The organism is Buchnera aphidicola (Hyadaphis tataricae) (genome assembly GCF_005081445.1).
In the GTDB taxonomy this organism is placed as follows: Bacteria; Pseudomonadota; Gammaproteobacteria; order Enterobacterales; family Enterobacteriaceae; genus Buchnera; species Buchnera aphidicola_AE.
Window position 1 is genome coordinate 260,129 of the sequence record NZ_CP034873.1, and the last position, 21,321, is coordinate 281,449.

Consider the following 21,321-nt stretch of genomic DNA (forward strand, 5'->3'; position numbering starts at 1 on the left):
TTTATTTTTGGAAATAAAATCATGAGTGATCCAAATTTTATACACCTTCAGGTACATAGTGATTATTCAATGGTTGATGGATTATCAAGTCCTGAGGATATAGTTAAAAAATCTGTATTATTTAATATGCCAGCTGTTGCAATAACAGATTATAATAATTTATATGGAGTTATTAAATTTTACAATATATCGCATAAATTAGGTGTGAAACCTATTATTGGAGTTACTGTAAAATTTGTTTCTGACTTGTTGAGTAATGAATTGACCACAGTGACTTTATTAGCTAGTACTCAAGAAGGATATAAAAATTTAGTTATTTTAATTTCTCGTGCTCACGAATTTAGACATTTAAATAATAACATTACTATAAAAAAAAAATGGTTATCCGAAGTAAGCAAAGGATTGATATTGCTCTCTGGAGGTTGTCAAGGAGAAATTGGAAAAATTTTGCTTCATGGAAACAAATTTCTTTTATCTAATTGTTTATCTTTTTATGAAAAATATTTTCCAAATGCTTACTATTTAGAACTATTGCGAACCAATCGAAATAACGAAGAAGAGTATTTGCATTTAGCTGTAGATTTATCCTATTTTAAAGGGATTCCAGTTGTAGCAACAAACAATGTTTGTTTTTTAAATAAAGAAGATTTTAAAGTGCATAAGATTAGAATTGCTATTCATGAAGGAGAAATATTAAAAAATTCAAAAATTCAATCTGATTATAGTACTCAGCAATTTTTTAAGAGTGAATTAGAAATGTGTAGTCTTTTTTCTGACATTCCCGAAGCTCTTTTAAATAGTGTAGAAATAGCAAAACGTTGCAATGTTTTTATTAGTGCGAATAAGTACTTTTTGCCTCGATTTTTTACCGGTAATGTTAGTGTTGAAAAATATTTAATTCGAATAGCATACAAAGGAATCAAAAAAAGATTGCAAGTATTTTGTTCTGTACACAACAAAGATTACAAAAATCTTTATGAAAAATATATATCTCGTTTGGATATGGAATTAAATATAATTAATGAAATGGGATTTCCTAGTTATTTTTTAATTGTTATGGAATTCATTAATTGGGCGAAAAAAAATAATATACCAGTTGGACCAGGAAGAGGCTCTGGAGCAGGATCTCTTGTAGCATATGCATTAAATATTACAGAAGTCAATCCATTGTGTTTTGATCTTTTATTTGAGCGTTTTTTAAATCCAGAACGTATTTCTTTACCTGATTTAGATATCGATTTTTGTATGGAAAAACGAGATAAGGTTATAGAACACGTTTCTAATTTATATGGTAGAGAATCAGTGGCTCAAATCATTACTTTTGGAACAATGACTGCTAAATCAGTTGTTCGAGATGTAGGTAGAGTTTTAGGTTATCCATATGGATTTGTCAATAAATTATCTAAATTAATACCCTTAGATCCTGGAATCACGTTAGATGAAGCTATTTTAAAGGAACCTGAATTATCTCATCTATATAAAAATGAAGAGGATGTAAAAGTATTAATAAATCTTTCTAAGAAATTAGAAGGAACGAAAAGAAATGTTGGAAAACATGCTGGTGGTGTAATCATCTCTCCAACAAAAATTACTGATTTTTGTCCTTTGTATTTTGATGAACAAGGAAACAATCCTGTTACACAATTCGACAAAAATGATATAGAACATGTAGGATTAGTAAAATTTGATTTTCTTGGTTTACGTACCTTAACTATTATTAATTATTCAGTAGAAATGATTAATAAAAAGTTGAAAGTGCAACAAGAAGAATTAATAAACATTAATCTTATTCCTCTCAATGATAAAAAATGTTTTCAGTTATTAAATCAATCCGCAACTACAGCAATTTTTCAATTAGAATCTTATGGCATGAAAGATTTAATTACACGATTAAGACCAGATTGTTTTGAAGATTTAATAGCATTAGTAGCATTATTTAGACCAGGTCCTTTGCAATCTGGCATGGTTGATAATTTTATTAATCGTAAGCATGGAAAAGAGCAAATTTCGTATCCTGATCGTAAATGGCAACATGTATTGTTAAAACCGATATTAAAATCAACATATGGTATTATATTATATCAAGAACAGGTCATGCAAATAGCACAAACTTTAGGAGGTTATACTTTAGGGAGCGCAGATATTTTAAGGAGAGCAATGAGTAAAAAAAACTTCAAAGACATGTCAAAACAACGTGCCATATTCGAATCTGGAGCATTTAAAAATGGTATTGATAAAAAATTATCAAGAAAAATTTTTGACTTGTTAGAGAAATTTGCAGGATATGGATTTAACAAATCTCATTCTGTAGCTTATGCATTATTATCATATCAGACATTGTGGTTAAAAACACATTATCCTGCTGAATTCATGGCTGCTGCTATGACATCTGAAATAGATAACACTGATAAGATTATTATATTGTTTTATGAATCTTTTAATCTGGGAGTTAATATAATTCCTCCTAATGTTAATATAAGTCAATATGAATTTTATGTTAACCAAGAAGATAATATAGTTTATGGAATGGGTGCTATTAAAGGAATAGGTGAAAATTCAGTATGTGATCTTATTAAAGAACGAGAAAAAAATGGTATTTTTCATAGTTTGTTTGATTTGTGTATGCGTGTCGATTCAAGTAAAATTACTCGAAGAGTGTTAGAAAAATTAATAATGTCTGGAAGCTGTGATTGTTTTAATGAGAGTAGAGACCATTTGCTAGATTCGATTAATGATGCTTTAAAGACTTCAAAAGAAGTAATAAAAATTAAAAATTTTAAACAAGATAGTCTTTTTGGAGTTTTTAAAAATGAAGTATATAAAATAAGAAAAAAAAATGTCATCAATACTGCTACAGTAAAAAAAAATAACTTTCATAATGAATATGAAGTATTAGGATTTTATCTTACTGATCATCCGATTAATGATTATGCAGAAGAATTAAAAAAGTATTTGGGCAATATAACGTTTTCAAAATTAAAAATAATTAAAAATAAAATTATTTTGGTAGCAGGAATTATAATTTCTATTAAAATAAAAAAAACTAAAAATAATGATCGTATGGCTATTTTAATATTAGACGATAAAACTAGTCGATTAGAAGTAGTGATATTTAAAAAGTTGTTAAATCAATATGAATCAATATTAAAAATACACGATCTTTTATTTGTCAAGGGAACGATAAATACAAAATTTGTCAATAAAAATGTTAGCATGACAGCCTTGTATCTGATGGATTTAAATATGATAAGAACAACACATATAAAAAATTGATTTATTTAAAAGCATAAAAGTTTTTTTGAATAATTTTTTTGTATCCTTAATAATTTTTTTTTGATTGATATAATAGAATATTAAAAACTTTACTTCAAAATGGAACAATAAATAATTATCTATTATTTATCAAATATACTTATGTAAATAAACAAACATTAGTTATTAAAATAAGAAGTATCAATCTGTAATTTCCTTAATTATTTATCTTTTGAGTGGATAACTCGCATACATGTTTTATAATAAAACAGCAATAAAACAGCGAGTTATTTTGTTAAAGAAAAATGTTTATAAAAAGTATTAAATTATATTAATAATTAAAAAATTATTTTTGTTTTTTTTTAAGTTTGTTAAGAATAAAATCGACTGTTTTTGTTATATTTACAAAAATAGTTTTTTTGTGTTTTCTATCACGATATTCTACATTTTTATTGTTAATTAAAGTAAAACTAATAATAATTTGATGCGGAATACCTATTAAATCCATTTGATGAAACATAACACCTGGTCTTAAATTTCGATCATCTAGTATGACATCTATTTTTTGTTTTTTTAATTCTTGATACAATGAGTTTGAAAATTTTTCAACTTCTTTGTATTTATTCATATTAATAGGTAAAATAACCACTTCAAAAGGTGCAATCGAATCTGGCCAAATAATACCATGTGAATCATGATTTTGTTCAATCACTGTTGCTATAATACGAGAAATTCCTATTCCATAACAACCCATGTATACATTTTCTTGATTTCCATTTTTTAATGCAATACTCGCATTCATCTTTTTAGAATAACTTTTTTCTAATTGAAATATATGTCCTATTTCAATACTTTTTTCTATGCTTAAATATCCCGAACCATCAGGACTAATATCTTTTTTTGTAACTTTTCTTATATCTAAAACTTTTAAAATAACTACATCATTCCAATTAACATTAATAAAAAAATGATTATACAGGTTCGCACCAATAGTAAAATTTTTCATTTTATATGCAGAAATATCAACAATAATTGGTATATTTAATCCTATAGGTCCTAAAAATTCTCTAGATACTCCAGAAAATTTTATGGTTTCTTCTTCATTAAGTAACACTATCGATTTTTGAAAAATCTTGATTTTTTCAATTTTAAAAAAGTTTAATTCATGATGTTCACAGAGTAATATGGCTGCGATCGAATTAATATTATTTATATTGGTTTTAACTAAAATAGTTTTAATTTTATTTGGGCTTGACTTTTTTAGGTATTTAGCATGTATAATTGATTTTTGAGTGCTGATTTTGTTTGTTGTGCTGATAGAATTTTTATTTTTTAAAAAATCAATCGTTTCTAAACATTGTGCTGAATTTATATTTGACGAATACGAACCGTTTTTTGAAAAAACCACTTCATCTTCTCCGTTTTTAGAAAACGCTTGAAATTCATGCGATATATTTCCACCCATAGATCCTGAATCAGCTTGTACAACAGAAAAATTTAATTTTATTTTGTTAAAGATATTAATATAAGAATGATAAAATTTATTATACGTGTTTTTTAAACATTGTTTATCAGAATGAAAAGAATAAGCATCTTTCATTATAAATTCACGCGCTCGTATTACTCCAAAACGAGGTCGTATTTCGTCACGAAATTTTGTTTGTATTTGATATACAATTAAAGGTAGTTCTTTGTAAGAATGGATTTCTGTTTTTATAAAATCAGTTACAACTTCTTCGTTAGTAGGGCCTAAAATAAATTGATTTTTGTGGCGATCAGAAAATTTTAATAGTTCTTCTCCATATGCATGTAATCTTCCGCTTTTTTTCCATAAATATTCAGGTTGAATAATCGGCATAGATATTTCTAATGATTCAATTTTGTTCATTTCAGTTTTGATAATGCTTTTTATTTTTCGTATTACTCTAATTCCGGTAGGCAGCCAAACATATACACCTGAGGATATTTTTCTAATCATACCACTTCTTATCATTAATTGATGGCTAATAATTTTTGCATCATCAGGTGTTTCTTTTACAGTTGATAATAAATATTTACTTGTACGCATTGATTAATGTCTCAGAAAATGATTTTTTTATTAAAAAATATAGTTATAATATATTATATATACAAATTATTTTTTAAAATCATTTATTTTTGAAAATATGTATTAGTTAGCTTGAAATTCGATGTTTTGAAAAAATTCACTTGTTTTTTTTGTCATAGAGAGGTTTAATATTTTTTTTATGAATTAAAAAGCGGTTGAAAGTATTTAAAATGAATCATAATGTAAACGAAGAGAAAACAGAAAACCCCACTGAACATCGCATTAAAAAATTTAGAAAAACAGGAAAAACTAAATATTCTCGAGAATTAAATTCTTTGTTGATTTTATTTTTTGGATTTATAACTTTATGGTGGTACAAAGATTCTATTGTATCCAGATTGATAAAAATAATGTCTGATAGTTTTTCTTTCGATAAAAAGATTATTTTAAACAATGATTACAATTTATTAAATTTTTTGACTTATTTAAAAGAAATATCGTTGATATTTTTTCCATTTTTTGTAGTTTTATTATGTGTAGTATTAATACCACCTATTTTTTTAAGTGGTATCGCAATGAATTTTCAATCATTACATTGTAGCTTTAATAAACTGAATCCGTTGAATGGTATAAAAAGAATATTTGCTATTGAAACAATAATAGAATTCATTAAAATAACAATAAAGCTCGTTTTGATAATGAGCCTTTCTTATTGGTATTTATATACTTCAGTGTCTGAAATGTCAGTTTTGATTTATGAAAATTTTTCATCTTCTTTGTTACATGGTTTTAAAATCCTTTTTAATTGTTGTACTGTCATTATATTTGGACTGATTCCTGTTGCGTTATTCGATGTGTGTTTGCAACAATTCAAATATTATAAGCAATTAAAAATGACTCATCAAGAAGTCAAAGATGAATTTAGAGAAAAAGAAGGCAATCCGAGTATTAAGGTTCGAATTCGTCAAGAAATGAAAGCTTCTGTACGTAGAAGAATGATGTTAGACATACCTAAAGCAGATGTAGTAATCGTTAATCCCATACATTATTCGGTTGCATTGAAATATGATGAACAAAATATGCATGCACCTAAAGTGATTGCCAAAGGCGTGGGTGCTGTAGCTTTAAAAATACAAATGTTAGCTATGCAAAATAAAATCTCTATAATTTCCGCGCCATCTTTAGCTCGTTCATTATATCGTTATTCTGATATAGGACAATATATTCCTGGACCTCTTTATAAAGCTGTTGCAGAGGTTTTAGCATGGGTTTGGAAAGTTAAAAAATGGAAAAAAGAAGGTGGAGTTTTTCCTGAAAAACCTAAAAATATATTAGTTCCATCAGAGTTGAATTTCAAAGGAGATCGCTAAAATAATGATTAATTTTTCTTCTCTTTTTCACGTTATAAAAAAATTTAAAATATCTCAATGGCAAATACTTGCCGGACCTATATTAATTCTAATGATTTTAGCAATGATGATTTTGCCGTTGGCGCCGTTTGTATTAGATATTTTGTTTACTTTTAATATTGCTTTATCAATAATTATTTTACTTGTTTCAATGTTTACTCGTCACACTTTAGAGTTTACTGCTTTTCCAACTATTTTACTTTTTTCTACTTTATTACGTTTAGCTTTAAACGTAGCTTCTACTCGTATTGTTTTCTTAAATGGTCATATTGGAACGAGTGCAGCAGGACGAGTAATCGAATCTTTTGGTCATTTTTTAGTAGGCGGCAATTTTGCTATTGGCATAGTTGTATTTATAATTTTAGTTATTATTAACTTCATAGTTATCACCAAAGGCGCTAGTCGTATTGCAGAAGTAGGTGCGCGTTTTATATTAGACGCTATGCCTGGAAAGCAGATGGCTATTGATGCCGATTTAAATGCTGGTTTAATTGGCGAAGAAAAAGCTAAAAAAAGACGTATAAAAATAACGCAAGAAGCTGATTTTTATGGTTCTATGGATGGCGCTAGTAAATTTGTTCGAGGTGATGCTATTGCTGGTATTTTAATAATGATTTTGAATATATTTGGAGGTTTAATCATTGGTTTATTTCAACATCATATGCCTTTAAAAACTGCAGCAGAAGTATACACGTTGTTAACTATTGGAGATGGTTTAGTTGCACAAATTCCTGCCTTAGTTATTTCTACGGCAGCAGGTGTTATTGTGACACGTGTTAGTACAAATCAACATGTTGGAGAACAAATGATTAGTCAATTATTTTATAATCCTCAAGTGATTGTATTAAGCGCTATGGTTTTAGGTGTTTTAGGATTAGTGCCTGGAATGCCAAATGTTATATTTTTGGTGTTTACAACATTCTTGTTTGCTTTTTCTTGGTGGTTATATCAAAGAAAATATTCATCAGAAAATAATTTATTTCAATCTAATCAAGAATATAAAACAATACAAGATTCTATTTCTGAAGCATCTTGGAATGATGTTGAATTAGAAGATCCAATAAGAATCGAGGTGGGATATAATCTCACATCAATGATTGATATGAATGATAAATCAGATCTTCTTGATAAAATTCGTATAGTTCGCAAAAAAATCGCTCAAGAACTTGGATTTTTGCCTCCATTAATTCATGTTAAAAATAATATGAGTTTATCAGAAAATGATTATCGTGTTCTAATTAAAGGGGTAGAAGTAGGACAAGGAACTTGTTTTTATGATCGTTTTATGGCAATTGATTCTGGAAGAAAAACAGAACCGTTGCCGTTTGAAAAAGTATATGAACCTACTTTTGGATTATCTGGATATTGGATCGATAAAGATTTTAAGCATGAAGCACAAAAAAGGGGTTATTCTGTAATAGAATCTAGTACTGTTATTTCTACACATATACATTTCTTAATTTCTAATCATGTTGAGGAATTATTTGGTCGTCAAGAAACTCAACAACTATTAGATCATGTCTCTATAGCAATGCCAAAATTAACAGAGGATTTAATTCCAAATATAATAAATTTAACAAATTTTCATAAAGTTTTAAAAAATTTATTATTAGAAAACGTTCCAATACGAGACATGAGAACTATTTTAGAAACGTTATCGGAACATGCAGATATTCAAAAAGATCCAAATGAACTTACTGCCATAGTACGAATTGCTTTAAGAAAAATTATTGTACAAAAATTGTTTCATAAAAGCCATGTTATTGAAGTTATAGGGTTAGAATCGAATTTAGAGCAAATATTGTTAAATACTATAAAAAGCGGTACTAATACTATAGAACCTCAGTTATCTCAAAGTTTATTGCTAAAAACGAAAGAAGCAATGCAGAAACAGTCATCAATTGGTTCTCCTCTTGTTTTGTTAGTCAGTCATCCTCTTCGATATTTTTTATCTAGATTTTTAAGACACCATTTTCCAGAATTAACTGTTTTATCTCAGTTTGAATTAGTAGACATCACAACCATAAAAATGACCAATATTATTGGAAATTAAAAAATTTTTTATAATTTTATCAATGAGTTTTAATAGAATTTGGTGTGGTTGTAAGTAGTACACTGTTAGTATTATATTATATCCCACCTGTCTATTTTTTGAATGTGTAATTACATTTTTTTTACCGTTTTAATGCCAAGCATATTAAGTCCTTTTTTTAATGTTTTTGCTGTTAAAATAGATATTTTTAATCTGCTTTTTTGAATCTTTATTGTTTTTGCAAACAGTATTGAACAATTTTCATAAAAATGAGAAAAACATGTGGCAAGTTCATAAAGATATTGACACATTATATGAGGAGTTCCTTTTTGAGCTATAGATGTAATAATTTCTTCAAACTCTAATATTTTAATGGTTAAATTGATTTCATTTTCTGTTTTTAAAATAATTTTTTCCTTAATATTTTTTGTAGGAATCGAAGATTTTTTTATTACAGAAGTAATTCGTGTATAAGCATATTGTATATAAGGAGCTGTATTGCCTTCAAAACTTAACATTTTGTTCCAATCAAATATATAATCAGTGTTACGATTTTTGGATAAATCGGCATATTTTATTGAGCTAATACCGATAATATTAGATAAATTAATTAATTGTTTTTTAGAAAAAGTTGTTTTTTTGCTTTTAATTAATTGTCTGGCTTTTTCAACAGCTTCATTAATCAGTGTGCTTAGTTTAATAGTGTTGCCATCACGTGTTTTAAAAGGACGTTTATTTTTTAAAAGCATCATACCAAACGTATGATGTTCAAACAATAGGTTTTCGGGTATGTAATGTGCTTTTTTAGCGATTATCCAAGCTTGCATTAAATGTTGATATTGACGAAAATCAGTGTAATATATAATGCGATCAGCATGTAGTTTTTCATATCTATATTTTAAACAAGCAATATCTGTAGTAGAATATAAAAACCCTTGATCTTTTTTTTGAATTACAACTCCCATAGATTCGCCTAATCTATTTTTAAACTCTTTTAAAAAAACAATTGTACTCCCGTTTTTTTCTATAGCTATTTTTTTATTTTTTAAGTCTTGTACAATATTAGGGAGCATATTACTATATAAACTTTCTCCCATAGTGTCATGATTGTTTAGCGTTACATTGAGTTTTTTGTATATTTTATAATTTTCAGACATGGTAATAGATACTATTTTTCTCCAGATTCTATAACAATGTTGATCTCCTTTTTGTAATTTTGACACATATTTTCTAGATTTTTCTGCAAAAGATTGATCTATATCGTATTTTTTTTTTGCCTTGCAGTAAAAATGTTCGAGTTTAGATAAAGAAACATCAATATTTTTGATATTTTTTTCTTTTAGATATGCTATCAACATACCAAATTGTGTCCCCCAATCTCCAATATGATTGGCTTTGATAACGTTGTGTCCTAAAAAATTTAACACACGAACTGTGACATCACCAATGATTGTTGAACGTAAATGACCAACGTGCATTTCTTTTGCAACGTTCGGAGATGAATAATCTACAACTATATTTTTTGGTTTAACACGTTGTATTCCAAGTCGAGATGAAAAGAAAATTTTTTCTAATTCTTGAGATAAAAATTTTTTGCAAATAAAAAAATTAATGAATCCTGGTTTAGAAAAAGTGATTTTTTTATAAATATTATTATTTTTTATATTAGATATAATTTTATTCGCTAAGTCTGAAGTGGTTAAATTTAATTCATTGGATATTTTAATTAAATTATTAATTTGGTAATGACCTAAATTTATTTTTTTATTTAATTTAATAATTGGATCGCATGTGCTTTTTAAATTGATATTTACTAGAATTTTTTGTATATCTTTTTTAATGATCTCTTTTAAATTCATTTTTTTTATCAACCTTTCTTTGTGAAAATGTGTTATATGAAATTATTGAATATTGATTAAAATTATTTTATATTGTTCATAAGAACATATTATATATTTTATATATATATACTCAATCTTATGGTGAAATATATTATATAAAATATTTTATATAAAAATGTTGACAAAAATATAAAAAAAATGTAACCTTTTATTAAAGTTTAAAAAAATTAACATCGCTCTTTAAAAATATATTAAATAATTTGTGTGGGCACCGAAAATTAAGTACAAAATTGTTTTTTTTGTTTTAAAATCTTAAAGATTCTTTCTTTAAGAAAATGATTTTCAATTGAAGAGTTTGATCATGGCTCAGATTGAACGCTGGCGGCAAGCCTAACACATGCAAGTCGAGCGGCAGCGAAAAGAAAGCTTGCTTTCTTGTCGGCGAGCGGCAAATGGGTGAGTAATATCTGGGAATCTGCCCAAAAGAGGGGGATAACTACTAGAAATGGTAGCTAATACCGCATAATGTTGTAAAACCAAAGTGGGGGACCTTTTGGCCTCATGCTTTTGGATGAGCCCAGACGAAATTAGCTTGTTGGTAGAGTAATAGCCTACCAAGGCTACGATTTCTAGCTGGTCTGAGAGGATAACCAGCCACACTGGAACTGAGACACGGTCCAGACTCCTACGGGAGGCAGCAGTGGGGAATATTGCACAATGGGCGAAAGCCTGATGCAGCTATGCCGCGTGTATGAAGAAGGCCTTAGGGTTGTAAAGTACTTTCAGCGGGGAGGAAAAAAATAAAAATAATACTTTTATTTCCTGACGTTACCCGCAGAAGAAGCACCGGCTAACTCCGTGCCAGCAGCCGCGGTAATACGGAGGGTGCAAGCGTTAATCAGAATTACTGGGCGTAAAGAGCGCGTAGGTGGTTTTTTAAGTCAGATGTGAAATCCCTAAGCTTAACTTAGGAACTGCATTTGAAACTGAAAAACTAGAGTCTCGTAGAGGGAGGTAGAATTCTAGGTGTAGCGGTGAAATGCGTAGATATCTGGAGGAATACCTGTGGCGAAAGCGGCCTCCTAAACGAACACTGACACTGAGGTGCGAAAGCGTGGGGAGCAAACAGGATTAGATACCCTGGTAGTCCATGCCGTAAACGATGTCGACTTGGAGGTTGTTTCCAAGAGAAGTGATTTCCGAAGCTAACGCGTTAAGTCGACCGCCTGGGGAGTACGGCCGCAAGGCTAAAACTCAAATGAATTGACGGGGGCCCGCACAAGCGGTGGAGCATGTGGTTTAATTCGATGCAACGCGAAAAACCTTACCTGGTCTTGACATCCACAGAATTTTTTAGAAATAAAAAAGTGCCTTTTGGAACTGTGAGACAGGTGCTGCATGGCTGTCGTCAGCTCGTGTTGTGAAATGTTGGGTTAAGTCCCGCAACGAGCGCAACCCTTATCCCCTTTTGCCAGCGGTTAGGCCGGGAACTCAGGGGAGACTGCCGGTTATAAACCGGAGGAAGGTGGGGACGACGTCAAGTCATCATGGCCCTTACGACCAGGGCTACACACGTGCTACAATGGTTTATACAAAGAGAAGCAAATCTGCAAAGACAAGCAAACCTCATAAAGTAAATCGTAGTCCGGACTGGAGTCTGCAACTCGACTCCACGAAGTCGGAATCGCTAGTAATCGTGGATCAGAATGCCACGGTGAATACGTTCCCGGGCCTTGTACACACCGCCCGTCACACCATGGGAGTGGGTTGCAAAAGAAGCAGGTATCCTAACCATAAAAAGAAGGCGCCTACCACTTTGTGATTCATGACTGGGGTGAAGTCGTAACAAGGTAACCGTAGGGGAACCTGCGGTTGGATCACCTCCTTAAAAATTTATACTTTTTTAGAAAGTGCCCACACAAATTATTTAATAAAAAATTAGAAGGCTTGTAGCTCAGATGGTTAGAGCGCACCCCTGATAAGGGTGAGGTCGGTGGTTCAATTCCACTCAGGCCTACCATGAAAAATCATCTGGGGCTATAGCTCAGCTGGGAGAGCGCCTGCCTTGCACGCAGGAGGTCAGCGGTTCAATCCCGCTTAGCTCCAAATAAATCTTTTTTTAATCTTAGCTTAATAAAAGCGTCTAAATCTGAACTATATTGATCCAATCCTATTAATTCTTTTAAAAAATTTTCATTCAATCTAAAAAATAAATTAAAACTTTTTTCAAATAATATGGAAGATGGAAGAGGTAAAGAGCCATGCATTAATAGTGCTTTTATCTTTTTATAATCATCCTTAATACATCCTTCTTGTAATATAGACAGAGAAAATTCTAAATTAGACAAAGTATATTCATGAGCACAACAGATCATACTTTCGTTTGGAAAAGATGAAATCAATTTTATAGAATTATACATTTGTACATATTGCATTTTGTAAACACGACCGCATCCTCCTGAAAACACGGTATCCCCACAAAAAATATAAGGACGATGATAGTATGTAACATCATATTTTGTATGTCCAGGAGTGTAAAAAACATAAAATTTTTTATCTAAAATATTTAATATTTCGCAATGTTTTACAATTTTATTGACACAATTTTGTTTTGTTTTATTAGATCCAAAAATCATTATTTTAGGGAATTTTTTTTTAATATCTTTCACACCTCCAATATGATCTATATGATTATGAGTTAACAAAATGGCAACTGGAAACAATTGTTTTTTTTCTAATTGTTTAAATACAGGATAAGATAAACCAGGATCAATAATTATACAGTTATTATTGCTGTCATTTAGAATCCAAACATAATTATCTTTTAATATAGTTATTTTATTTAATATCATATTATGTATTTTACTTTTTAAAAATGATTTTTCAGTGATTTTAAAAATTGGTTTTTTTCATAATAAAAATCTTGATAAGAAGGATTTTGAGCAGATTTACGTGCAATCTGATCACATCTTGTATTCTCTATATGACCGATATGAGCTTTAATCCAAAGCCAATTTACGGAATGTTTTTTTAAAACTGCATTAATCCGTAACCACAAATCTATATTTTTTACTGGCTGATTTTTAGTGGTTTTCCATTCTTTTTTTTTCCATATTGGCATCCAATCTAAAATTCCCTTTTTAACGTATAAACTATCCGTTGTAATTTCAACGAAACATGACTGATTAAGCGACTCTAATCCTGATATTACAGCCATTAGTTCCATTCTATTATTAGTTGTTAAATAAAAACCAGATGTCAACGTTATTTCATGTAACTTATAACGCAAGATAGTTCCATATCCTCCAGAACCAGGATTTCCTAAACAAGATCCATCTGTAAACATTTGAATTTTTTTAAACATAATTAATCCATTCTAAAACTAAGATCCTATTTTTAAATGATAACATTATGAATACAAAAAAAAGAATTGTAGCATTAGATACTGAGACAACCGGTATGAATTTTTATAAAGAACCTTATGTTAATCACAGATTAATAGAAATTGGAGCTGTTGAAATTATTCAACGTCGTTTCACAGGAAATAATTTTCATGTATATATTAAACCTGATAGAAAAATAGATTCTGAAGCATTGAAAGTACACGGCATTACTGATAATTTTTTATCTGATAAACCATGTTTTAAAGATATTGCAGACCAGTTTTTAAAATATATTCAAGATTCTGAATTAATTATCCACAATGCTATGTTTGATGTAGGCTTCATAAATCAAGAGCTACATTTTTTAAATAAAAAATTAGGTTCACTTGATACCATGTGTTCAATTATTGATACACTAAAAGTCGCTAGGAAATTATTTCCTGGCAAAAAAAACACTTTAGATGCTCTATGTATCCGTTATAAAATTAAAAAATCTCCAAGAGATTTGCATAGTGCTATTTTAGATGCTCATCTTTTAGGTAGATTATATCTTTTAATGACTGGTGGTCAAGAGTCAATGTTTGTAAACACAGAAACTAACAAAAAAAAAATCTCAACAAAAAACAAGAAAAAGAAAATTTTTAAAAAATCTTCTTTGAAAATATTGAAAACTACAGAAGTAGAAATGACGGCACATAAACAATATTTAGCATTTTTGAAAAAGAACCATATATGTTTATGGAATTAATTTTTTAACAAATTTTTAAAAAAGAATATTGACTCATTTTTTAAAGCATGTAGAATAGTACTATATTTTTTAAGGTGCGGTAGTTCAGTTGGTTAGAATATCGGCCTGTCACGCCGGAGGTCACGGGTTCGAATCCCGTCCGCACCGAAAAAAATATTTATCATAACTTATACAGTTTATTTCAATATAAAATTTTACTCAAATAACAATAAAAATTTAAAAAGTTAAATATTAATTTTTTAACTATCAAAGATTTTCACTTTATGTATACAAAAATTATTGTATCTGAACTAAATCAAGCATCGGAATTATTAAAAAAATTTTTAAAAAACAAACAACAAATCAATAAAATTGAAGATGCCGCCATGCTGATTACAGAATCTTTTAAACAAGGAAAAAAAGTAATATCTTGTGGAAATGGAGGTTCAAATTGTGATGCAGCACATTTTTCAGAAGAATTAACTGGTTTATATAGAGAAAAAAGAACTGGTTATCCAGCATTATCTATATCTGATATCAGCTATATGTCTTCTATAGGAAATGATTTTGGATATGAACAAGTATTTTCAAGATTTATACAAAGCGTAGGATCTTCAGGAGATGTTCTCTTAGCAATTTCAACTTCTGGAAATTCTTTAAACATTATTGAAGCAATAAAAGAAGCCAAGAAAAAAAATATAAAAACTATTTTGCTAACAGGAAATAATGGTGGGCAAGCTAAAAAATTAAAATTATCTGATATAGAAATTTGCGTTCCTTACAATGGATATTCAGATCGCATACAAGAAATACATATAAAAATTATTCATATCATAATATTAATTATTGAAAATGAAATGAAAAAAAGAATTTAATTAAAATATTTAAATAATTTGTACTTAAAAATATCACAATCCTATAATTACAACTTATTTCCACTTTTTAATAAATACTATTGATAGTTTCGGAATTTCTTTTTATGAGTGAGAAATACATTGTTACCTGGGATATGCTTCAAATTCATACTAGAAAATTAGCCACTCGATTACTAAAAATGCATTCTTATAACAAAATTATCGCTGTGAGCAGAGGAGGGTTAGTTCCATCTGCTTTATTAGCACGAGAATTAGGAATTAGATATGTAGATACAATATGTATTGCAAGTTATAACAATGAATTTTTAAAAAAAAATAGAAAAATTATAAAAAAACCAAAAGAAGATGGATATACTACTGTTGTAGTAGATGATTTAGTAGATACTGGCGGTACTGCAAAGATCATAAGAAATTTATATCCTAAAGCTTATTTTGTAACTATTTTTGCAAAACCTATGGGTCGTTCATTAGTTGATGATTATGTTATAGATATTCCTCAAAATGTGTGGATTGAACAACCTTGGGACATGGCAATATCTTACATCGCTCCTCTATCTCAAGATTATAAAATTTAAAAAAATATTTTTTAAAGACATTTTTTCGTAAATATGTTCAAAATTTTTTATAAAAAATAAGCACATACCTAAAAAGTCAAGAGATATATTTATGATAAAAGAAGATAAAAAAGTAGACAATACTACAACAGAATTAAAAAATAAAGAAATTGATCATATAATAAAGAAATTAGAAGAAGAATTAAAAATATCTGAAGAAAAAATTATACAAGAAAAAAATATATTGAAAAAAGAAACCACAGCTATTTTTAATCGTCTTAATAAAGAAATGTATAAATCTAAAAAATTTTCACTAGAAAAAATAATGATTAATTTTCTTCCAATTTTTGATAATATAGAACGTTCATTAAATTCAGTGCGTAATAATATTTCTAATGATATTACTGATAAATTAAAAGAAAAATTAGATTTTATATTACATTTATTGAATAATTTTTTGAATGATTTTTGTATAAAAAAAATTAATGAAACAAACGTTCCTTTTAGTCCATCTATACATGAAGCTATGTCTATCCATTATACTAATAAAATGGAATCTAATCAAATAGTAAGTATTATGCAACCTGGTTATATTTTACATGATACTCGTTTACTAAGGCCAGCTATGGTAGTTGTGTCTCAGAAAAAAAATTAAGAACCACATTTTAGATTTAATAATTATTTTTTAATTTTTATTAAATCTAAAATTAGTCTTATTTCAAAATAGATTTTTTTGATTGTGTGACTTTTTTTCTTCTTCTTTCTTTCGGATCAACAATTAAATTGCGATAAATTTCAATACGATCTCCATCTTTTATTTTTGAATTTAAAGATACCTTTTTATTATAAATTCCAACTTGCAAATGATATAATGAATTGTTTTCCATGAATTTTGTTATATTTGATTTAATTATACTGTCTTTTACAGTATCACCAATGTTCATGCAAACAACAATAAAATGTTGAATATTTGGTAAAGCATACACCACTGTTACTTTAATTGTCTTCATAATTTTTTAGATGTATTAAATAGATAGAATAGAATTATTATTATAAATTTATTTTAATAAATGATATTTTTTATCTTGATATCAAGAGATATTTTTTGGAACTATTTCAATATGATACATAAAAATCATCACAAAACAAAATCATTAAAAATTGTAAATAATAAGGCATATTACAACTATTTTATAGAAAAAAAATTTATATCAGGTCTGGTTTTAGAAGGATGGGAAGTCAAATCTATTAAACTGGGAAAAATTAATATTACAGAAAGTTATATTATTGATCATCTACATGAAATGTATCTTTGCAATGCTTTCATTCAACCTTTAAATCAAACTTCAACACATGTTTTTTGCGATCCTTATAGAAAAAAAAAGCTATTGTTGAAAAAAAATGAAATTATTTTTTTATCTTTAAAAAAAAAAGATCCGGTTATACATTAATACCTTTATCTTTATTTTGGAAAAAATCTTGGTGTAAATTAGAATTTGGATTAGCCAAAGGCAAAAATCTGCAAGATAAAAGAGACAGTATAAAAAATAAAGAATGGGAAAGAAAAAAACTAAGTATTATTAAATATAATAGAGTTTTAAAATAAAAAATGCAATACAAAAAAGATAAAAATTGGATGAAAATGGCTTTACAATGCGCGCGATATGCAGAAAAAATCGGTGAAGTACCAATAGGTGCAGTATTAATTTTAGAAGAAAATATTCTTGGTTTTGGTTGGAATAGTTCTATTTCTCAACATGACCCTACTGCACATGCAGAAATTATGGCTTTACGTGATGCAGGAAAAAAAATAAAAAATTATCGTTTAATTAATACTACATTATACGTAACCTTACAACCTTGTATAATGTGTTTTGGAGCAATTATACAAAGTCGCATCAAACGTTTAGTTTTTGGAGCCGATTGCAATAAATTGGATGAGCTTAATATGATGACACATATTCTTCATTATTCTAAAAACAAATACAAATTAAATATTAAAAAAAATATTATGCATAATGAATGCTCTAATATTTTAATTAATTTTTTTCATAAAAAAAGAAAATATATGCATACTATAGATGCTATTTTTAATAGAATTACGATTCTAAAATAACTACAGCACATGCACATGATTTTTGATCAGAAAAACTAACGTGTATAGTGTTGCATTTTATTTTCTGCAATCTTTTATAAGAATTGTTTAAAAAACGTAATTTTGGTTTACCTAATTTATTATTGTACAATTCTAATTGATTAAAGAAAATTCCCAAATAGATGCCAGTTCCTAAAGCTTTAGCTGCCGCCTCTTTAACTACAAAACTTTTTGCAAGAAAAGAAACATTATTGTTAACAGTATATTTTTCCAGTTCTTTTGCAGATAAAATCCTTTTAGCGAATTTATGACCATATTTTAAAAAAATTTTTTTTATACGTACTATTTCTATAATATCTATTCCTACACCGACAATTGACATATTAAAGCAATATCCTTAGAATTAATTTTTTAGAAAAACTATTTTTTAAAAATTCATTAAATATTATAGTATTTCAATCATTGTGAAAAATAGTATTTTTATGGAAAATCATTCATTTTTTGCAATTAATTTTAACCCACAAAAAAAGATGAGTTAAAACATGAAATTCTTTTGCTATTGCAGATCTTGCGATCATACTAATTTTTTTGATTTTTTCTCCTTGACGACCAATTACTATTTGTTTTTGTCTTGCATTTTTGACTAAAATTATTGCTTTTACAATAAGCTCTTTATTTTTCTGCTTTTTGAATAATTCAATATGCACTTTTAATATAGAAGGTAACTCATTTCTTAAAAATGATATTAATTTTTCTCGGATAATTTCAGACGTTGTAAACACATGAGAATTTTGTGTGACGTAGTTTTTAGAGTATATATGAGGATTTTTTGGTAAAAATGATTGAATTATATTGCTAAGAAAAAAGATATGTTTTCTTTTTCTTACAGACATAGGTACAATTTCTATAGCAATATTTTTCTTTTTTAGAACATCTATAAAAGGTAATAAAATATTTTTATTATTAATTTTATCAATTTTGTTAATTACTAAAATAACAGGAATTTTATGCTCTTTAACCTGATTAAAAATCAGGTCATCATCTTTTGTCCAAAGCAATTTATCTATAACAAATATAATTAATATTGCATTATGTATTGCTTGATAAAAAAAATGTTGTTTATGATTTATACTGTTAAAGTTTTTATTGAATATCATCCCAGGTGTATCAATATAAATAGCCTGATAATCGTGTATTGTTTTAACACCTAAAATATTATTTTGTGTGGTGTTTCTTTTTCTTGATACAATAGAAATTTTTTTCTCAAGAATATGGTTAAGTAATGTTGACTTGCCAACATTGGGTTTTCCTATAATTGCTATTTTTCCACAATATTTTTGTTTTGTATTCACTCTACACCTAATTTAATTAATGCTTTTTTTGCTGCATCTTGTTCGGCTTTTCTTTTGCTTGATCCTGTGCCCACTAAAAATTCTGAAATAGTACTAATTTTACAATGAATAGTAAATAATTGATTATGTGCTTCTCCGTATATTTTAACTATAAAATATACTGGCAAAGATAAATGTTTTGCTTGTAAATATTCTTGTAATCGTGTTTTAGGATCTTTTTGTGTATCTCCAGGACTGATTTGCTCCAAACGTTTTTCATACCATTTTAATATCAACTCTTCAACAGTTTTTATATTACTGTCTAAATAAATACTACCAATTAGTGCTTCTACAGTGTTTGCTAAAATGGATTCACGACGAAAACCACCACTTTTTAACTCTCCCTGTCCTAATTGTAAATATTCTCCTAAATCAAATTCATAAGCAATTTCAGCTAAAGTGTTACCACGTACTAATGTAGCTCTCATGCGACTCATATCTCCTTCATTAATATAAGGAAAATGTTGATACAACGCATTAGCAATCACAAAGCTTAAAATGGAATCACCTAAAAATTCTAATCTTTCATTATGTTTGTTGCTCGCACTACGATGTGTAAGCGCTTGTCTTAAAAGATCCTTCTGAGTAAAAGTATATCCCAATGCTTTTTGTATTTTTTTTGTCACGATATAGTTCATATTATACCAATTATAATGATATTTTAATTAATTTTAAAAAAATAATAGGAAAAATCAAAACAACTTGATAATTTATAAGAAATACAAAAACATATATTGTTAAAGTTAATCATGTGAGTGAAATTTAATGTATATTTCCAATTCTATTTATACGTATACCAGTTGGCCACTCATTTTCATTTTTATCAAAACTCATCCAGATTATAATGGCTTTCCCTACTAAGTTTTTTTCTGGTACAAATCCCCAATAACGACTATCTAGACTATTATCACGATTATCTCCCATCATAAAATATTGATGTTCAGGGACAATCCAAGTTAATCTTGGCATATTTTTTTGTTGATAGTATTCTTTTTTAAGAGTTGTAACAACGTTTAACAATAATATATTATGTTTTAAATGATCAATTGTTTCTTCTAATATATCAAAATTAAATAACGTGAATATTTTTTTATGTTGTGTATTTTTGTTATTTAAAAAATATATTTTTTGTGCAAATTGACTTGTTTTTGCATCTGAATAATGAATGAATAATTTATCTTTACAATTATGTTGTATTAAAAAATTTTTACAAATTTTTATATGTTTATTATGAATATCATATTTTATTTTATCTCCAGGTAGTCCTATAACACGTTTAATATAATTTGTATTATAATCAATAGGATGTTTAAAAACCACAATGTCGCCTCTTTTGGGAAGATTTGTGTTTATTAATGTGTTGTGTGTAATTGGATTTTTAATGCCGTACGAAAATTTTTCTACTAAAATAAAATCTCCAATTAAAAGAGTAGGCATCATAGATCCTGAAGGAATTTGAAAAGGTTCATAAATAAATGATCGTACAATAAACACTATAAAAAAAATTGGAAAAAATGATGCTAAAGATTGTAAAAAATAGTTGCAATTTTTAATGTTTTGTTGATTTTTTGGACTTAATTCTTGTTGATTATATGTATTTTTAAAACAATAATTTTTAATTTCTTTGATACGATAATATATCCAAAAACAACCAGTAAAAAATGTACTGATTAACAAAAATAAAGTTAATGTATTAGACATATGACATACCTGTT

General features: G+C 27.8%; 17 protein-coding genes, 3 tRNA genes, 1 rRNA gene and 1 pseudogene. 13 read left to right on the forward strand and 9 right to left on the reverse strand.

Translation table 11 applies throughout. From position 1 onward, the window contains the following. Positions 1-21 precede the first annotated feature (21 nt). On the forward strand, positions 22-3,273 hold the full coding sequence (gene dnaE, locus D9V69_RS01185; RefSeq protein ID WP_158356518.1) for a DNA polymerase III subunit alpha: 3,252 nt from the start codon (positions 22-24) through the stop codon (positions 3,271-3,273). A 325-nt stretch (positions 3,274-3,598) separates the two neighbouring features. Here the strand turns inward: dnaE and D9V69_RS01190 are convergent, their stop codons facing one another. Further along, entirely contained in the window at positions 3,599-5,320 is a 1,722-nt protein-coding gene (locus D9V69_RS01190; RefSeq protein ID WP_158356519.1) for a proline--tRNA ligase, read from the reverse strand. 209 nt (positions 5,321-5,529) lie between these two features. Here D9V69_RS01190 and flhB point away from each other — a divergent pair, with 209 nt between their 5' ends. Beyond that, positions 5,530-6,669 (forward strand): flagellar biosynthesis protein FlhB, encoded by a 1,140-nt coding sequence (flhB, locus tag D9V69_RS01195; protein WP_158356520.1) that lies wholly within the window; start codon positions 5,530-5,532, stop codon positions 6,667-6,669. A 4-nt stretch (positions 6,670-6,673) separates the two neighbouring features. Further along, positions 6,674-8,761, forward strand: a complete 2,088-nt coding sequence (gene flhA, locus D9V69_RS01200) for a flagellar biosynthesis protein FlhA (protein ID WP_158356521.1) — start codon at positions 6,674-6,676, stop codon at positions 8,759-8,761. A gap of 110 nt (positions 8,762-8,871) precedes the next feature. Here flhA and argS read toward each other — a convergent pair whose 3' ends face one another. After that, positions 8,872-10,599 (reverse strand): arginine--tRNA ligase, encoded by a 1,728-nt coding sequence (gene argS / locus D9V69_RS01205; protein ID WP_158356522.1) that lies wholly within the window; start codon positions 10,597-10,599, stop codon positions 8,872-8,874. A gap of 325 nt (positions 10,600-10,924) precedes the next feature. Between argS and D9V69_RS01210 the strand changes: the two genes are divergently transcribed. The 3 genes from D9V69_RS01210 (at position 10,925) to D9V69_RS01220 (ending at position 12,687) form a co-directional block, all read left to right on the forward strand. Then, a 16S ribosomal RNA gene (locus D9V69_RS01210) occupies positions 10,925-12,469 on the forward strand. A gap of 55 nt (positions 12,470-12,524) precedes the next feature. Further along, positions 12,525-12,601 (forward strand) — tRNA-Ile (locus D9V69_RS01215). A gap of 13 nt (positions 12,602-12,614) precedes the next feature. Beyond that, positions 12,615-12,687, forward strand: a tRNA-Ala gene (locus D9V69_RS01220). Here the strand turns inward: D9V69_RS01220 and gloB are convergent. Both gloB and rnhA read right to left on the reverse strand, forming a co-directional pair. After that, positions 12,669-13,433: a hydroxyacylglutathione hydrolase gene (gene gloB / locus D9V69_RS01225; RefSeq protein ID WP_158356523.1), complete on the reverse strand. Its 765-nt coding sequence runs from the start codon at positions 13,431-13,433 to the stop codon at positions 12,669-12,671. The two genes, D9V69_RS01220 and gloB, sit on opposite strands and share 19 nt — an antisense overlap. Before the next feature lie 17 nt (positions 13,434-13,450). Then, positions 13,451-13,945 carry a ribonuclease HI gene (gene rnhA / locus D9V69_RS01230; RefSeq protein WP_158356524.1) on the reverse strand — a complete coding sequence of 165 codons (495 nt, stop codon included), beginning with the start codon at positions 13,943-13,945 and terminating at the stop codon, positions 13,451-13,453. 47 nt (positions 13,946-13,992) lie between these two features. On the opposite strand from rnhA, the gene dnaQ reads away from it, so the two are divergent. The 5 genes from dnaQ to D9V69_RS01255 all read left to right on the forward strand — a co-directional run bounded on the left by dnaQ (position 13,993) and on the right by D9V69_RS01255 (position 16,775). Beyond that, positions 13,993-14,712, forward strand: coding sequence for a DNA polymerase III subunit epsilon (gene dnaQ, locus D9V69_RS01235; RefSeq protein ID WP_158356525.1), 720 nt, complete (start codon positions 13,993-13,995; stop codon positions 14,710-14,712). 73 nt (positions 14,713-14,785) lie between these two features. After that, positions 14,786-14,859 (forward strand) — tRNA-Asp (locus tag D9V69_RS01240). Between the two features lie 116 nt (positions 14,860-14,975). Next, the gene (gene lpcA, locus D9V69_RS01245; protein WP_158356526.1) at positions 14,976-15,566 is read left to right on the forward strand and encodes a D-sedoheptulose 7-phosphate isomerase; all 591 of its coding nucleotides are present in this window, start codon (positions 14,976-14,978) and stop codon (positions 15,564-15,566) included. A gap of 104 nt (positions 15,567-15,670) precedes the next feature. Continuing rightward, complete coding sequence (gene gpt / locus D9V69_RS01250; RefSeq protein ID WP_158356527.1) at positions 15,671-16,141, forward strand: xanthine phosphoribosyltransferase; 471 nt, start codon at positions 15,671-15,673, stop codon at positions 16,139-16,141. 91 nt (positions 16,142-16,232) lie between these two features. Then, positions 16,233-16,775 (forward strand): nucleotide exchange factor GrpE, encoded by a 543-nt coding sequence (locus D9V69_RS01255; protein ID WP_158356528.1) that lies wholly within the window; start codon positions 16,233-16,235, stop codon positions 16,773-16,775. Between the two features lie 58 nt (positions 16,776-16,833). Here D9V69_RS01255 and D9V69_RS01260 read toward each other — a convergent pair whose 3' ends face one another. Next, positions 16,834-17,130 (reverse strand): RnfH family protein, encoded by a 297-nt coding sequence (locus D9V69_RS01260; RefSeq protein WP_158356529.1) that lies wholly within the window; start codon positions 17,128-17,130, stop codon positions 16,834-16,836. A 111-nt stretch (positions 17,131-17,241) separates the two neighbouring features. Between D9V69_RS01260 and smpB the strand changes: the two are divergent. Together smpB and tadA are read left to right on the forward strand one after the other, a co-directional pair. Continuing rightward, positions 17,242-17,726, forward strand: a pseudogene (smpB, locus tag D9V69_RS01265) (SsrA-binding protein SmpB). Between the two features lie 3 nt (positions 17,727-17,729). Continuing rightward, positions 17,730-18,236: a tRNA adenosine(34) deaminase TadA gene (gene tadA, locus D9V69_RS01270; protein ID WP_158356530.1), complete on the forward strand. Its 507-nt coding sequence runs from the start codon at positions 17,730-17,732 to the stop codon at positions 18,234-18,236. On the opposite strand, the gene acpS is transcribed toward tadA, so the two are convergent. The 4 genes from acpS to lepB all read right to left on the reverse strand — a co-directional run bounded on the left by acpS (position 18,220) and on the right by lepB (position 21,307). After that, on the reverse strand, positions 18,220-18,597 hold the full coding sequence (gene acpS / locus D9V69_RS01275; RefSeq protein WP_158356531.1) for a holo-ACP synthase: 378 nt from the start codon (positions 18,595-18,597) through the stop codon (positions 18,220-18,222). The genes tadA and acpS overlap by 17 nt on opposite strands. 112 nt (positions 18,598-18,709) lie before the next feature. Further along, positions 18,710-19,567, reverse strand: a complete 858-nt coding sequence (era, locus tag D9V69_RS01280) for a GTPase Era (RefSeq protein WP_158356532.1) — start codon at positions 19,565-19,567, stop codon at positions 18,710-18,712. Beyond that, positions 19,564-20,244, reverse strand: a complete 681-nt coding sequence (rnc, locus tag D9V69_RS01285; protein ID WP_158356533.1) for a ribonuclease III — start codon at positions 20,242-20,244, stop codon at positions 19,564-19,566. Before rnc ends, era begins: the two co-directional genes overlap by 4 nt. Positions 20,245-20,368: 124 nt before the next feature. Further along, on the reverse strand, positions 20,369-21,307 hold the full coding sequence (gene lepB, locus D9V69_RS01290; protein WP_158356534.1) for a signal peptidase I: 939 nt from the start codon (positions 21,305-21,307) through the stop codon (positions 20,369-20,371). Positions 21,308-21,321 lie beyond the last annotated feature (14 nt).